Raw genomic sequence first — 16,057 nt, 5'->3', positions numbered from 1 at the left:
AAAAACAAGTTTCAATCCCTAATAGGGAGTAATGGAAATTTCAACAAGGCTATGGCTTCGGCTCTGCTGCAACGGTGCAAAAGTTTCAATCCCTAATAGGGAGTAATGGAAATTTCAACCCTGATTTAGAGATAGTAAACATCGAAAAGGGGGAGTTTCAATCCCTAATAGGGAGTAATGGAAATTTCAACTTCTGTCGTTGATGGTTCGCAAACTCCAGCAATTGATGGTTTCAATCCCTAATAGGGAGTAATGGAAATTTCAACGTGCATTTTGCACCTGCGTTGAACTTGATAGTACGTTTCAATCCCTAATAGGGAGTAATGGAAATTTCAACACTCAAGGCTGAATACGGCACACTACACGCCGCCAAATATGTTTCAATCCCTAATAGGGAGTAATGGAAATTTCAACCTTTTTTATTGCCATAGATTAGGGTTGGATGATTTGTTTCAATCCCTAATAGGGAGTAATGGAAATTTCAACCCTTCTCCTCCTATACTTGCAATGATTGTAGGAAGTTTCAATCCCTAATAGGGAGTAATGGAAATTTCAACAGCATCAAAATAAAAAGCAATCAATCATCAAACTTTCAAGATGTTTCAATCCCTAATAGGGAGTAATGGAAATTTCAACTCTTGCAAATTCTGTTCAGTGGGTTTCTCACCAGGTAGAGTTTCAATCCCTAATAGGGAGTAATGGAAATTTCAACTTTAAAAAATTAGCTTTTATATCTATAAATTCAGCAGGTAGTTTCAATCCCTAATAGGGAGTAATGGAAATTTCAACCCATTCGGCGGCGCAAAGTAGCAGAACCGGGTGCGGTTTCAATCCCTAATAGGGAGTAATGGAAATTTCAACTATTATTAAATATACTTGCAATGCAACTATCAGGGGGTTTCAATCCCTAATAGGGAGTAATGGAAATTTCAACCTTGGGAAGAATTTTAATTAATAGATCCCCACTTTTAGTTTCAATCCCTAATAGGGAGTAATGGAAATTTCAACGCATCTTTATTACCCTCTACCCTTACTTCAAATTTCGTTTCAATCCCTAATAGGGAGTAATGGAAATTTCAACTCAAAAGTAATTTTCATCCTCCGTCCGAAGACAAGTTTCAATCCCTAATAGGGAGTAATGGAAATTTCAACCTCATCGGCATGGATACTGTACATCCAGGCTATAGGTTTCAATCCCTAATAGGGAGTAATGGAAATTTCAACGTGAAATGGCCATATCCTCCGAAATCCTGTTTTGCCATCAAGGTTTCAATCCCTAATAGGGAGTAATGGAAATTTCAACGAAATTTCAACGCAGCATAAGCTTCAATCTCTATATTCTTAGCTAGTTTCAATCCCTAATAGGGAGTAATGGAAATTTCAACGGTGCTAGGTGTCCAGTAAAATCTAAGTTTCTAAAAACGTTTCAATCCCTAATAGGGAGTAATGGAAATTTCAACCCATCGCGTACTGGTTTCTTGTAGAGAATATCGTTGTCAAGTTTCAATCCCTAATAGGGAGTAATGGAAATTTCAACGATTCTGTACTATTCTCTCTAGTACCAGCGTAATAGTTTCAATCCCTAATAGGGAGTAATGGAAATTTCAACCAAGCCATGATCAACCTACTGAACAAACATTAGTGGTTTCAATCCCTAATAGGGAGTAATGGAAATTTCAACGTTTGAAGATTTTGGTAATTTCTATTTTTTGAATTTTGAGTTTCAATCCCTAATAGGGAGTAATGGAAATTTCAACGTCATACTTTTCGGTCAGCACCAAGTAGTAATGTTTCAATCCCTAATAGGGAGTAATGGAAATTTCAACTTTTGAAGGTTCTATAAAATTATCAGTTCCGAAAGTTTCAATCCCTAATAGGGAGTAATGGAAATTTCAACGTCTTGAGCAATGCAAATTAAATACTGTTTGCGGTGTTTCAATCCCTAATAGGGAGTAATGGAAATTTCAACTGCGGCATTTTGAAACCCTTAGTATATATAGTTTTCAAGGTTCAGTTGCGCGGATGTCATAATCATAGTCGATTTCAGAGATCGTGTCAAGAGCGAAAATTGCTGAAACCCTTACGGTGTAAGGTGCGCGGGTGGGTAACTTTGATAAAATCCATCAAAAGCTGATGTAGAGAAGATTCCAGCCATTTTTTGTTGACCTGAAATTTTTACACCCACCCATCCGCGCATCAAGCGAAGAAAACAGTATGATCGCGGGGTTGTTCACCACCGATTCTTTCCACTTTACCAAAACAGCAAGCACAAAGGAAATAGAAACGGATGCTATCGGTATCAGACTTAATGAGTTTATTAAGACGCGATCGCAGTTTAGCATACTGAGTATCAGTCAACTCACACTCAAAAATACTATACTGCACCCATTGGCCATAGGACTTGAGGAGATTGTGAATTTTAGTCCGTCGTTTATCCTCAGAAATATCGTAAGAAACAACAACATTCATAAATTGATAATTGACAATTGATAGTTGATAATGAATTGGTAATTGGTGGTTAGGTAATAAACTATTTACTGTCACCTGTCACCTGTCACCTGTCACCTAATAAACAAAGGCGGATACTTTTCAGTTATTCCCATCAAATATTTAGCTAATAACCGAGCTTGTAACTCAAAAGATTCTCGATAAGTACACTTTTTACCCATCACCGGATGTTTAAACTCTGATTGTTTTTTCTTCTCATAATTAGTCAGAAAAATTTTTCTCCCTTCAGGAGTCAGAGAAACAGCATTACTCAAAGGTTCACTAATAAAATCCTCTGGTTTTAAAAATTGTTTATTCAACAAAGTTAAGACCAAAGAATCAACCACCAAAGGTCTAAATTCCTCCATTAAATCCAAAGCCAAAGAAGGACGATTATAACGGTCAAAATGGAGATATCCCAAATAAGGATCAAAGCCGACAAGATTTACCGCAGCTTGGATATCATGACGCAACAAAGAATAACCAAAACTCAACAAAGAATTTACCGGATCAGTAGGTGGACGACGGACACGCTTGGTAAATTCAAAATTGGAATTACGAATTAACTGATTAAAACAACCAAAATAAAATGCACTACCAGCACCTTCTAAACCCCGTAAAGAATCAATACTTTCAGTTTTATCAATTGCTGCAATGACATTTTCTAAACGAGTAACATCAGCAGATAAATCAAGATTATCAGCCTCGCGTTGACGACGCACCAAAAGTTGCCGATAATTTTTTAATTTACCTCTCACAAAACCCTGGACAACATGAACAGATTGGGTAGTATTTCCTGCGGCTTGCCATTGCGCCTTTCTCACAAAAATATTACCAGACATTTCCGGTTGCAACTGTCCTAAATAATGACCTCTTTCATCAATAAAAGATAGCGGTATATGACGTTCCATCAACTCAGAAACTACCGCAGGGGAAACAGTAGAACGACCCAGAACCACCACACCATCTAACTTAATAAAAGCCACATCAATGATAGTTTTCTTCTCAAACTTCACATGAATTCGTTCATCAACCTTGCCAATAAAAGAATCAGCTTGTGAAATGTAAAGAGTACCCATGATAACATTCTCCAAATAGTTGATAGTTTTTAGGTGACAGGTGACAGTTTTAAGCAATTACCAATTACCAATTACCAATTACTACTGATAATTAATTTACTTCTTGATAACGCTCAACTTTATCAACAGCTTGGGGTAAACATCGAGAAAATAAACTACAACCATCACAGCGTTTTGTTTTGATAGCTTTCGGCATTGCACCTGTAAACAACAACATTTTTACAGTCTCAATAGTGGCAATAGTATTTGCGCGTAATTCTGGAGTAATTTCTACTAATTGACGTTGATGTGTTTGGGCATAATAGATATAACCAGAATTGATATTTTTACCCGTCATTTCTTCCAAACACAAAGCCTGAGCGCACACTTGTAATTCATCATTATCCCATTCTCCCTTGCGTCCGCGTTTATATTCGATAGGGTAATATTCACCATTTTCAAATTCAATCAAATCAGATTTACCAATTAATTGATATTGGTCAGATTTTAGATAAATAGCCCGTATTTGGTAAGTTTCATCTCTGTTTACTTCGCTCATTGTGTGAACTCGTTCATGTAAACTTGTGCCTTCAATGGTATATTGATTATCTGTAAATTCACCAGCACAATGAATCAACCAACAACGATGAGGACAGTAGGAATATTGATTTAATGAGGCGATATTAACGTAATCTTCTGGAGAGGTAATAGATAATAGCATATAGTATTCCCAATTTGATTTTTGCGACAATAAAAAACAATTAATCTGTAGGTTGGGTTAAGCGACAGCGCAACCCAACAAAAACGTTAATAATCTGATTGATAACGTTGGGTTTCGTTCCTCAACCCAACCTACTTTCTTCTGGCCATACCCATTCCCATTGTTGTTTTCCTTCCTATTCCCGCATATAAAGCAAAATTAGCTAAAGCATTAATTTGTTTAATTCCTATTGCTTCTACATTGCCAAGAATGCGATAACTAATTTCTCCTAAACAACCAATAAATTTATTTTCATAGTTGCTAATAACTTCAGTTATGATATTGAACGCACTAGGATAAACTGATTCAAGGGGAATATTAGTTAATTCAATACCGCTATATTTATTCCAGCGATTGAGAAGACTATTAAATACAGATTCTCGTGTTGGTAAAACGTTGTCAAAACCACCTTGACGAAAGGCTACAGGTGTAGAGAAGATGAGATTAATTATGCGTTCTGTTTCACTTGCTTGTTCATATAATTGGGAATAGGAACAAACATTAGCCCAAGGTTGGGTAGATTGGGGTGTACCTTGAATGCTAGTAATAAATAAATTAGCTGACCCTAAATGCCAAGGTTGTTCGGGATTAAGATTCAACCATAAAGGTGTGAGTTGACTAAATAATTTGTCATCTAATAAAGATATTCGCCACCAACAATAAGTACCTGCGGAAATAGGATTTTGATGGGCATATTGCAAGATATGAGATTGGGTTTTGTGTTTAGTTTGGATTTGTAAAGGTGAGAGGGTAAAGGGTTTATCGGCGTTTGATTCGTGGAGGTAGTCACCTAATTTTCTATCCACAGAACTGACTAGATTAAGGAATAAGGCGTGATAGTGTCTGCCGGTGAGGAAATTGGGGTAAATGGGAGATTGGGGGGTGATGTTGAGGATGAGACTGTGGGGCATATTATTGATGGTTAGGAATTTTTAAAAGCCCCCCTTAAAAAGGGGGGTTGGGGGGATCTGAAATTTTAAAATTGGGAATTAAGCAATCAAAACTTCATCATCTGGAAGTTGTAACTGTTTAAACTTCATGGCAATTGTTAAGATACCTGATAAACCTGTTAAAAATTGATATTCTTTTTCTCCATCATTACAAACAATAGTTATAGGATAGGAAATTATTCCTTGTTTACGTAATTGAAAAATAACAGCAGCATTAGTTATTGGACAAATAATTACTCCTGGTAATAGATATTTTGATAACATTTGTAATGCAGGTGTTGGTCTGACTGCATCTCCAATACTGCGAACAACTTGACAATTTGTAAAAGCTGTTAATTTATTTAGTTCTGTATTAACAAACTCTTGTTTGCTATCAGGGTAACGCATTCTAAAACTGATGTTATAGATTTCCTTAGCACGACTTTGGATTTCTATAACTTCACCGTTTTGGAAAAATTCATAATACCGCAATAAGTGAAAAGGATCTAATTGTGTTTCTTCAGATTCATCTAAAATAAATCCATGCGGATCTCGAATCGGAAGAGTATCAAATAAGCTATAGCGGAAACTAAATAAAGGTGCATAGCTGGTACTGAATATTTCAGCAAATACTTTTAAATCAGCCAGTATATCATCTCGCTTTCTAAACTCATCCTCATATTTTTCTATGGTTGTAAATCCAGCTTGTAAATCATTCCATTCTTCAGGTGATGTTACTTCGATAAATCTTTTAATAAAAGCTTGACGACCTTTAATTCTTATCCAATCTTTTTTAATTTCTTGGATAGTTTTTTCAGCAATAGCTTCTGCACCTCGTAAAACTTTCATTCTGTAGCGGCATTTTTCCCAAGTCCGTTTACTTTCAAAAATTGTTTTTAATGTATCAAACAGTTTGGGAATTAATTCAGCACCAGGTATTTTATCAAGTAATTCTTCCAATTCTAATAAAGGACGTGCTATTTCAAGTGATGCTTCTGAATGCCAATAAGCTTTTAGAAAAGGTTTATCTAAACAGGGAAGTTTATCTAACATCTCTTTTAGTGCTGCACGTCCACCAGTGGTATCAAGAGAAGTTATATCTTGTTCCCAAGCTTCAGCAGGTAAGTAAGCAATAGCTTCTGAATCAATATTAGTTTCAGATTTACCTAAAACACGGCCTACTCTACCTATTCTCTGCCAAAATGCCGAGCGATCGCGTGCTGAAAAAATCAACCAGTCTAAATTTTGTCGTGTGGGTTGAGGAGTTCTTTCAAAATTGAATCCTACATCTACAGTGCTAGTTGCTAAAATAATTTGACGTTGCATAGCACTATGTCTATCTTTTTTCGGTGCGGGTCCTGTGATACGTCCTATAAAATTATTCAGACCTTGCTTGTCTAACTCCTTTTTAAGAAGATTAATATTATCAAGGGAATCAAGAATTACTGCACCATTTTCATTTGGTTTTTCTTGAAAACGTTGAACAACTTCTGCTGCTATTTCTGTTATCCATTCTTCTTTACTATCTGGGTTAGGTCGTAATTCTAAATAAACTGCTGTTTGTGACGGTAAAAGCTGACCATTATTTGCTTCTCCATCAATTTTTGCTATTCTCACACCTGCATTTTGTAAATTTTCTAATGCTAATTCACAAGCTGGTTCAGGTGTTGCTGTCAATAATACTACTTTCCGTCCATGCTGGAAAAATTTAAAAACGTGAGAATAAGCAAGGTAAAACAACATCCCTACTAGCTGTTTAGCATCATAAAGATGAAATTCATCAAAGATGACTGTAGAGAATTTAGTGTAAAATCCACTAGCAATATTACCTTTATCTAACCTGTTGTATGCAAAAAAAGTTGCGTAGTAAAAAATATCAGGGTTAGTTACTAGCAGAATCGGTGTATTAGCACTGACATCACTAAAAACTGTTGCTGGATTCCGCAAAACATTATATAGCTTTTCTCCTGGACGATTGCCAACTTTATCACTAGGCCAACTTTTAATATCCTTAGCCGAAGCTGATTTAACAACATGAGGTAAATTGGCATCTTTAACAAATTTTTTTGCTGCTTCTGTTTGTTGTTCAATTAAAGCATTAGTTGGAGCAATATAAACAGCACTTTTTGTAGGTTGATGCAATAAAACTGTTAGTCCTGCTTTAGTTTTACCTGTTCCAGTGGGTGCTAAATCAAGGATAATATCGGCATCTTTTGATTTTTCAAACACATCAATTTGATGTTGTAGTGGTTTCTGACCCATGAAAGATAATTCACTTGGTGGAGATGCACAAGCTGAAATGCTCCGATTTTCTAACCTGATAACTAATTTTTGATTACTCATTTCTGTTTTCTCTACCACAATAATGTAAACCTGCGGGTACAATCATTTCTCCAATTTGCCAAGCTGCACCTCGAAAATGAAGATTTTTTAATATCGGTGCAGGAGGTATAGAGATTAAATCAAAAGCAAATACTTCTATTTGTGTTGGTAAATCAGCGACGTTTAGATAAAATTGACTTTTATATTCGCCTTCTGGGAGTAAAGTTATAGGAAACTCTTTTAAGACCTTCACTTTAACTTTACTAGCGAATTTTCCCAGGCGAATATAATCTGGTAATGGTTGATTTCCAAATACTAATGTTTGAAATTTATTACCTCTTTCAATCATGCGTAATCTTCCAGTTTGAGGAAAATTACTTGCCCTAAATGAATTGGGTTTGCCCTTGCTTTGAAGTTGTAATTGACGTTGTAATGGTAAATCTTCTCTGGCAGTTGCTACACGGTTATTAGTCATGGTGTACCAATAAGCATCAGAAAGAGCGTTAAATCTTTCAAATCTAAATGTAACTCTGCCTATTGGTGAAGCTGGTAAAATGTAGCAAGATTGGGCTATTGTTTGAAAATCTTCTTTGTAGGTTGGTCGTCCTGTAGCCTGACCTTGGAGACGATAGGGGGAATTTACCCAACCTAAAGCATAGGTTAAAGCATAATTCCCAAGTAACCCCTCAGTGTAATAGGTATCAGACAACTCCCTAGAGGCAAAAAAGACTGGTTCAAGACAGTTTAATTCAATAAGTTTTGCCTGTGAAAAAGGAATTGTTGACATAATTTAACTCTCTACTTCAACTTGAGTATTTTTGTTTTTACCTTTACCTTTACCTTTATCTTTGTTTTTTTCAGGTGCTACTTGACGGAAAGGTTCATAGGATTGACTTAAACGTTTGAGAAAAGTATCACGTTCTGCTTCTGACCAATTGGTTTCTACATCAGTAATTAAATTGGCTAATTCTTCATCAGATAATTGCACAGAAACCCCTCTTCTGTTTTGCCAATTTGTAATGACTTGCTTGGTTGCTGCAATGACTCGATTAATATTTAAAGGATGTTCTAAAGGTTCACCTAAAGCATCATAGGTAGCTTGTACAAGTTCCAAAGAGCTAGGTAATTCGGTAATACTGCCAAAAACACCTAATATTTGATTTTCCATTCTTCCTACACGACTGGAAACTGCACCATAACGACTGGTAAAAAGAATATTTCCAACAATGTACCGCAGTTCATCAGCAGTTACATCTTTGAGGGTGACAACATCTAAAAAATGAACTCCTGGTTTGATGTATTCACCATCTGGTACAAGAGATTGTGATGCTTTTGTATCTTCTTCTCGTTTTAACCTCATTGTGCCATTTTCGTAGATGGCGTTAATAGTGCGAGTTCCTAAAATATCGTTAGCAGGTAAAACACTAAAAGCATCTTCAGTCCAAATACGACTTTTCTGCGCGCCACCACCACCAGCAGCAAAGCCATAAAGGAAACAATCTATACACATTTCACATGGTTTATTTGTATTCAATGAACAAACAACCTCTCCCTGATCCTTAACTGTTTTTGTGTATAGAAGATTATGTGATCGTAAAAATTCGCGTCCATATCTACGTTCGGGAGCTATTTGTTTGCGTTTAGTCATTACCAAACGAGGAATAATAGTTTCATCAGTTAATCCAGCTTGTACAAACTCGCTAGACATTGGTTCACCAGAACCTTCTGTACGAAATATTGTTTCAGAATGAGTTGTTCTCAAAATTACTAGAGAAATAAATCGACCTTTGGGAAAGTTTTCGTAACCAGCAGCAAGAACTTTGTTAAGTTTTTCAAGTGACATAATTATCTCCTAATGAATTAATTTTGTTTGTATTTATCAATCTTCAGAATCATCTTCAGATTTATTTTTTGGTAGCTGCTGATATGCCTCTTGCCAAAAAAATAAATATGCAGCTTCAAGATTTCTTTGATCAGATAGAAGTTTTTCAGGACGACCTTGGTAAATTTCTTGATAAAGCTTTTTCAAAACTTCGTAATACTCCTTCACTTGTTCATGTTTTGTTGCACCTACTCTATATTCACGGATACGGTCTAGGCGATTATGATATTTTTGGGCTAAAGCTGCAAACATAAACTCTAAATCCATATAAGGTTTATGTGAACGAACTGCTGAAGTAAAAGCAGTAAATGGTTCTGTCAAAGATGTACGTTTGAAAGAACTTCCCTTGAGGTTCGCTTCTGCTGCTATTTGAGCAGCTTCTTTCAAATACTTAGTCAGCAGTGAATTATCATTAGGCATAAGGCTCTCCATTAATGTATTTAAAGGTTGACAAATTCGACTCCAAATAACACTCAAATTTGGTTCATCTTGTTCTCGTAAAATCCAACGTAACAAAACAAAGTAAAGTTCAATTGGTCTATCACAAGTACGAGCCAAATCATATAAACAATCATCAGATTTTTGAATACTAGCAACAGATATTGCTAATTCTCCAAGACAACGTAATCTTTCAAGAATTTTTTCTGCATCCTGACTTTGATCATATTGTCCATTTCCCAGTAAAGGTTGCAGTGCAGCAGGAATACCTTCAACTCTGCCATACACATCATCAAATAAATCTACCTCCATATTGCTGCTTAAAGTAAAAGGAAAACCAATATCTAAAGATAAAGATATTTCTAATCCTAATCTCAGTGATTTTAGTAAAGCTAAAGAAGCATTAACATCTCCCCAAACTAAAGGAATAATCACAGATGTATGAATAAAATCCGGTCGTTTAGGTAATGCTGCCCCAACTACCTTATTAGCTTTAAATTCAAGTTTGTTATCTCTATAAAGTTGCAATTGATCAACTGTAACAGTACCACCTTCAGTATTTGTTGCAGCCAGTTTTTTTAACAGTTCGCGCCAAATTCTCAAAAGTTCGGGTGCAGAACCTTTTGGTAATGCTAAATGTAAATAAAGAGGTTCTTGTTTGCTAACTTTAGGAAAATTAGCACCCACTGTCATTAGTTGATAAGCTAAAGCAGCAATAGAATCTGCTTGTCTTTTTGGTTCGGCACTAATACCACCTGGTAAACGATTAGAAAAAGCCTGTACTTTTGTTCCAGGAGGCATATTTGCGGAAATTAATTCATCTATGTCACTGGATGTAGAACCTAAAGAACATCTTTGTCTAGGATTAGCTTCTACATAGGAACTTAAATCATTAATTCCAATTAGCTGATTAGCAAAAGGTAAATTTACCATTCTGTTAACTGCTAAAATCATTTCTTCAGATACTTCTATTTCTTCAGAAGTTTCCGTACTATTATTTCTTAATTGAAAAGACTCTTTGAGAGCTTCGTTAATACCTTCAATGCCATTAATAGCGGCTTTTGCTGCAAATAAAGGTCGTCCATACTGACCATTAAATGGTTCAAGTGCAAGACGTTGATGTTCAGAAATTCCAGTATGATGAGCGATTTTATCCCAAACTTCTTTAGGATTTAAACCTGCTTCTCTATAACTCAGATAAACTGCTTTCAAACCTTCAGATATAGCAAATTCTTCTGCATTACTTACAGGTAATAATCCTAGTTCAACAGCTTTTTTTAGTGCTTCTTCACCAGCATTTTCACCCCATTTTGTTACATCTTTAGCAATTTTATCTAATTTATAACCAGCCTTTTTCTTTTCTAAAAGAGCCTGAACATTTATCAAAACTTCATCAACATTTTGTTGAATAGCCTGATGAGTAACTTTGATACCATCTTTAGTAGGTCTGACAAGTTTTTCAATATTATTACCAAAAACTTGATCAATTTTACTTTGCCAAACAGCAGCGATTTCTTTTGTTAAATCTACATTTGGTAAATTTGACCCTTCAAACAGTTCACTATCTGGAAAAATTGCGATTGGATGAAAGCCATACTTTTGTAAAACTTCTTCACAAGAACCCAATAACAGAGATGTAATATAACCTTTATCTTCTGATAAACGCACTCTGAAAAGATTACATTTTCTGCTAAAAGCAACGGTTAATTCTGTTTCTATTTTGCGAAATCTTAGCTCATCTGGAATACCTAAATCAAACAAGTCAGCAGCAGTAAGCATAGCCGCCCAACGTTCAATATTTGGGTCTTCTGGTAAAAATCTAGCACCATCGCTAACATTATGACCTGAATGGCGTTCAATTAGTCTTCTGACTAATTCTAAATCATCCTCAGTGGATACAAAGCTCAGAACACAAGCCTTTTTTAATTCTTCTTTTAAAAAGTCTTTATCTCTAGCTAAGGTTTTGACTTTTCGTTCTTGAGGATCTAATTTATTAAGGTCATGAACAGCAGTTGCAGCTAATAATAAAGGTCGTTTATCTTCTGGTACTTGTGCTATGTGGCTGACTGTCAAAATAAATTGACAAGCAGAGTCTAAATGTTCTGCAAGGGTTGTACCCTTTCTCACACCATATTGATGATGATGTGCATGATTTTCATAAAGCTGGGGACGAATTTCGCTAAAATAACGTTCTTCCAATGATATGGGAGGACGATTTAAAAGCCTACCGCGTTTAATCATATTAAAGGATGGAAATTGTAATGTAATTTCAAAATCTATTTTCAGGTGGTCTAATTCTGACTCTATCTAATTCAGCAGTGACAATTGCGCCAGAAAATAATTCATTTCCGTAAAGCTGAAGAACCCGTAAACAAACTATTGATTGTTCTTTGGTTGAGAGATTCACTAAACGCAAAATACCACAATGAGGATTTCCTCGCAGAATCGCTAACTCTCCAAAATCTTTATCAAGGGTGACTAAAATCCTACCTTCACGATAGGCGGTTGCTAATATTTCCTCATCACCTGGATCTTTTGGCCAGTCTCCAGACCAAATCACATCATATTCTGCCGTTTGTAAATCGTTAAGCACCCTAGCATTAATACAAGTATCTAGCAGTATTTTCATCTTGGAGACTCTATCAATAAAGGTTCAACTCGTTCATGACCAACTAATCTCCGTGCGTAAATTAAACAGGCTTGCACATCTTCCCTTTCTAACCAGGGATAAGCTTCTAACAAAGTTTCAATGGTATCTCCTGCGGCTAACATTCCTAAAATATGTTCAACAGCTAGACGACGACCACGAATGATTGGTTTACCGCCAAAAATTTGGGGGTTAAATGTGATTCTTTCTAGTAATGTTTGTTCGTTCATGGTTTACTGAGTTAGTGAAAAATCTTTGGTGTAGATCCTACTAATTTTAGTCTAAAAAATCAGAAGGTATCTAAAATTAGTGATACCCAAATTCTATGACCTTTAATGCAAGGTTTCCCAAAACAAATATTTGCATCAATGGAAATTCTGGACAGCAAATTATCATCGGTCATAGTTTTTGACTTCACCAGCTATTATTTTTAGAAAATGGGAGTAGGAGAAACTACCCCCAATATGTAATAAATTCCTGTTAAGCGTTGCCTATAGTGAGCGAAGCGATCGCTTTTGACTCTTTTACTAATCTATACTCATACTTTTGACCGTGAGTACGTCTTTTTTCAAACTGATAACCTTGTTTCTTGAGAACGTGCATAGTTGCAGAAAACCGATGACTCACCTTTTCTACTAACTCTTCTGTAGAATGCCAGCAAGCATCTGACATCACTTCAAGCATACGATCAGCTAAGTTGTCTTTCATAAACACAAGTATCCCAGTAGGTTTACCCTAAAAAGTTTTTTATCCCCCTTGTATACAGATACAATAACTATAAATCAGCAATATGTCAATAATGTAATTACATTTTGTGAATGTCTAGGAAAAAAGAAACAATTACACTGTCAATTCCGGCTGGCACAAAGGAACAACTAGAAGAAATCGCCCGCAAATTGCGGATCTTCTGGGGTAAGTCTCCCAGTATCTCTGGTTTACTTGTAGCGATCGCCCAAAAAGAGTTTGAAGTCGGTGAACCTTTCACCCTCAACTCAACACAAGTAACCGCACTCCAGCAAGCTATAGGAATACTCAAGGATTCCGGTTTTATTGAACAAGCGCAAACTGTCTCTAGTCTGTTACTTGAACGCGGGCAACTTGAAGCACCGATGCGTCAATTACTACTTCAACAAGTTAGCCAACCGACGGAAGCATGGCGCATACTTGCAGATCAATTTCGCCAAAGTCAACAACCATTTCACCTACTCTATACCAATTCTCAAGGAACAGACCTATCATTTACAGTGCGTTATGGGGAAATTGCTTTTGAGGAGAAGCGTTTTTACTTAAATATTTGGTGTGATGAAACTGAAGATATTGTCAAACCTGACTTTCCAGAACTAATACATAACCGTTGTTTACGTCTGGATAGAATCAAAGTTGTTGTCCCAGTGAACGGACAGTGGCGGCAAGAAGGGCTAGATACCCTAAAAGTACACTTACACTTTTATGGAGGAATGGTGAAAGCTTATGAAGCAAAACCCAATGACATCAGTAACGAAGTTGTAGGAGAAGTGCGTCAAGTGGTAAGAAAAGTGTCAAACCCTTTTTGGTTGGTGCGGGAAGTGTTGCGTTATGGGGAAGACTGTGAAATAGTCTCACCGGAAAATGTGCGATCGCTCATCAAACAAAAACTCATTGCCCAATGTCAAAATTATGATTTGAAAATAGAAGCAGATAACCAATTATAGCTTCAGTCGAAAAAATTCCAGTCCAGAAGATGTAAGCTAAAAGTAGAAAATATATATTTGATTCTACTATCCCATGCAACAATCATCTTCTGGCAATAATCAGGATTTTATTCGGCAGATTACCACATTGGGTGCTATCGTTGGTGCTTTCATCGTCAACGTAGTATCCAATATTTTTCCCCTCAACGGACTCAATATAGGAGCAATTTCCAACACCTTATTTAAAGATGTTTTAATTATCCCTGCTAACTACGCATTTGCTATTTGGGGATTGATTTACTTAGGTTTATTTGCTTTAGGAATTTACCAATTTCTTCCCAGTCAAAAAAATGATGATGATTTACGCAAGACAGGATATTTATTGGTAATCGCTTCAGTTTCTCAATCTATCTGGGTGTATTTATTCCTAGGGAGATTTTTTACGCTTTCAATAGTAGCAATGTTAGGAATTTTGATCCCCTTAATTATTATTCACCAACGATTAGAAATTGGCAGCAAGCGCGTGAGTAGAATTAAAAAGTTTTGTCTTCATGCCCCTATTAGTATATATCTGAGTTGGATTAGTGTAGCGACTATTGTCAATGTTGCCTGTGCGCTGTATTTTTATAACTGGAATAGTTGGGGCATTACTAACGAAGTCTGGACTGTAATTATGCTGTTGGCAGCAGCAGCAATTAGTAGTGTGATGGTGATCAAATACCAGGATATTCCTTACACAGGTGTAACTGTTTGGGCTTTAGTTGCGATCGCACTCAAACACTGGGATAATTCTTTAATCAGAAATGTAGCCATACTTTTGGCAATTGCTCTGATGATAATTGCAATTACTAAAAGTTGGCGTAGGTAAAAATCATCATAGATAACAAAAAATGACTCAGGGGAAAATATTACTCGCACCAGGTACACTATGGACAAAAGTCAAACAAACTACCGAACACGCTTTAAAATGTGGTGCGCTCAAATCTATACCGACAGAATTTGAATTTGTCGAACAAGACGGAATAAAATTCTTAGTCAGAATATTATCAAACCTCAACCGCAAACAAGCAGCTAAGGAAAAACAAGAAAAACAAACCGCTGCCACTGGTAAAGAATTTAATCCTTTCTTACCTTACGAACAAGATTTGTTTGTAGCAGATATTTCTGAAACCCATGTCTGCATTTTAAATAAATTCAATGTCGTAGATTATCACCTACTGATTATTACTCGTGCTTTTGAAGAACAGGAAAGCTTCCTGACCTTAGAAGATTTTGCTGCAATGTGGGCTTGTTTAGCTGATATTGATGGTTTAGTATTTTACAATAGTGGTAAACTGGCAGGAGCAAGTCAAAGGCATAAACATTTACAAATTATTCCTCTTTCTGGGGCAGAAATTCCCATTACACCATTATTAAAAGAGGCTAAGTTTCAAGATGCCATTGCAACTATACCGGGACTACCTTTTTTACACGCTTTCACAACTCTTAACCCAGGAGAAAGCGCCGAAATTACTTTAGATAAGTATCATAGTTTAATGGAAAAAGTTGGTATTAAACCTGTTGAGAAGAATCTTCAATCTGGGGCTTATAATTTTTTAGCTACGCGAGAATGGATGTTAATTGTACCGCGTTCTCAAGAAGAATTTGAGTCAATTTCTATCAATTCTTTAGGATTTGCTGGTGCTTTGCTAGTACGAAATGCCCAACAAATGCAACTAGTTAAAGATATAAGTCCCATGAATATTTTAATAAATGTTGCTTTACCAATCAGCATTTAGCTATCAGGTAATTAGTGATTGGTGATTGGGGAAATTAAACCAACTACTAGTTGTAAGGAGTTTACAAATCTTCAAACTCCTGATTT

General features: G+C 36.1%; 14 protein-coding genes, 1 pseudogene and 1 CRISPR repeat array (1 of these 16 running past the window's edge). Of the genes and pseudogenes, 3 read left to right on the top strand and 12 right to left on the bottom strand.

Annotation, left to right across the window (positions count from 1 at the left end; all coding sequences use genetic code 11):
• Positions 1-1,969: direct repeats of the CRISPR family, unit length 37 nt; unit sequence GTTTCAATCCCTAATAGGGAGTAATGGAAATTTCAAC; it reaches 654 nt to the left of the window's first position.
• 227 nt (positions 1,970-2,196) lie between these two features.
• The 12 genes and pseudogenes from cas2 to A0J48_RS14900 all read right to left on the bottom strand — a co-directional run bounded on the left by cas2 (position 2,197) and on the right by A0J48_RS14900 (position 13,231).
• Entirely contained in the window at positions 2,197-2,469 is a 273-nt protein-coding gene (cas2, locus tag A0J48_RS14955) for a CRISPR-associated endonuclease Cas2 (protein ID WP_200324327.1), read from the bottom strand.
• Positions 2,470-2,561: 92 nt separating this feature from the next.
• Positions 2,562-3,566: a type I-D CRISPR-associated endonuclease Cas1d gene (gene cas1d / locus A0J48_RS14950; RefSeq protein WP_200324301.1), complete on the bottom strand. Its 1,005-nt coding sequence runs from the start codon at positions 3,564-3,566 to the stop codon at positions 2,562-2,564.
• Between the two features lie 91 nt (positions 3,567-3,657).
• Positions 3,658-4,266, bottom strand: a complete 609-nt coding sequence (gene cas4, locus A0J48_RS14945; RefSeq protein WP_200324299.1) for a CRISPR-associated protein Cas4 — start codon at positions 4,264-4,266, stop codon at positions 3,658-3,660.
• Between the two features lie 131 nt (positions 4,267-4,397).
• Entirely contained in the window at positions 4,398-5,216 is an 819-nt protein-coding gene (cas6, locus tag A0J48_RS14940; protein ID WP_200324297.1) for a CRISPR-associated endoribonuclease Cas6, read from the bottom strand.
• A gap of 78 nt (positions 5,217-5,294) precedes the next feature.
• Complete coding sequence (cas3, locus tag A0J48_RS14935) at positions 5,295-7,577, bottom strand: type I-D CRISPR-associated helicase Cas3' (RefSeq protein ID WP_200324295.1); 2,283 nt, start codon at positions 7,575-7,577, stop codon at positions 5,295-5,297.
• Positions 7,570-8,343, bottom strand: coding sequence for a type I-D CRISPR-associated protein Cas5/Csc1 (gene cas5d / locus A0J48_RS14930; protein ID WP_200324293.1), 774 nt, complete (start codon positions 8,341-8,343; stop codon positions 7,570-7,572). The genes cas3 and cas5d overlap by 8 nt, the downstream gene beginning before the upstream one ends.
• 3 nt (positions 8,344-8,346) lie before the next feature.
• A complete protein-coding gene (cas7d, locus tag A0J48_RS14925; protein ID WP_200324291.1) occupies positions 8,347-9,399 on the bottom strand; it encodes a type I-D CRISPR-associated protein Cas7/Csc2 in 1,053 nt (350 codons plus the stop codon).
• Positions 9,400-9,435: 36 nt separating this feature from the next.
• On the bottom strand, positions 9,436-12,117 hold the full coding sequence (locus tag A0J48_RS14920) for a CRISPR-associated protein Csc3 (protein ID WP_200324289.1): 2,682 nt from the start codon (positions 12,115-12,117) through the stop codon (positions 9,436-9,438).
• 28 nt (positions 12,118-12,145) lie between these two features.
• Positions 12,146-12,505: a DUF5615 family PIN-like protein gene (locus A0J48_RS14915; protein WP_200324287.1), complete on the bottom strand. Its 360-nt coding sequence runs from the start codon at positions 12,503-12,505 to the stop codon at positions 12,146-12,148.
• Positions 12,502-12,753: a DUF433 domain-containing protein gene (locus A0J48_RS14910; RefSeq protein ID WP_200324285.1), complete on the bottom strand. Its 252-nt coding sequence runs from the start codon at positions 12,751-12,753 to the stop codon at positions 12,502-12,504. The genes A0J48_RS14915 and A0J48_RS14910 overlap by 4 nt, the downstream gene beginning before the upstream one ends.
• A 68-nt stretch (positions 12,754-12,821) precedes the next feature.
• Positions 12,822-12,926, bottom strand: a pseudogene (locus A0J48_RS14905) (DUF433 domain-containing protein); the annotation flags it as partial.
• 77 nt (positions 12,927-13,003) lie between these two features.
• The gene (locus A0J48_RS14900; RefSeq protein ID WP_200324283.1) at positions 13,004-13,231 is read right to left on the bottom strand and encodes a hypothetical protein; all 228 of its coding nucleotides are present in this window, start codon (positions 13,229-13,231) and stop codon (positions 13,004-13,006) included.
• Between the two features lie 110 nt (positions 13,232-13,341).
• Between A0J48_RS14900 and A0J48_RS14895 the strand changes: the two genes are divergently transcribed.
• The 3 genes from A0J48_RS14895 (at position 13,342) to A0J48_RS14885 (ending at position 15,971) form a co-directional block, all read left to right on the top strand.
• On the top strand, positions 13,342-14,214 hold the full coding sequence (locus tag A0J48_RS14895) for a helix-turn-helix transcriptional regulator (RefSeq protein WP_200324281.1): 873 nt from the start codon (positions 13,342-13,344) through the stop codon (positions 14,212-14,214).
• A gap of 73 nt (positions 14,215-14,287) precedes the next feature.
• A complete protein-coding gene (locus tag A0J48_RS14890; protein WP_200324279.1) occupies positions 14,288-15,061 on the top strand; it encodes a tryptophan-rich sensory protein in 774 nt (257 codons plus the stop codon).
• Between the two features lie 22 nt (positions 15,062-15,083).
• Positions 15,084-15,971 (top strand): ATP adenylyltransferase family protein, encoded by an 888-nt coding sequence (locus A0J48_RS14885; protein WP_200324277.1) that lies wholly within the window; start codon positions 15,084-15,086, stop codon positions 15,969-15,971.
• Positions 15,972-16,057 lie beyond the last annotated feature (86 nt).

The sequence above is a fragment of the Sphaerospermopsis aphanizomenoides BCCUSP55 genome, assembly GCF_001586785.1.
Classification (GTDB): domain Bacteria; phylum Cyanobacteriota; class Cyanobacteriia; order Cyanobacteriales; family Nostocaceae; genus Sphaerospermopsis_A; species Sphaerospermopsis_A aphanizomenoides_A.
This window is presented reverse-complemented; position numbering and strand designations above follow the sequence as displayed.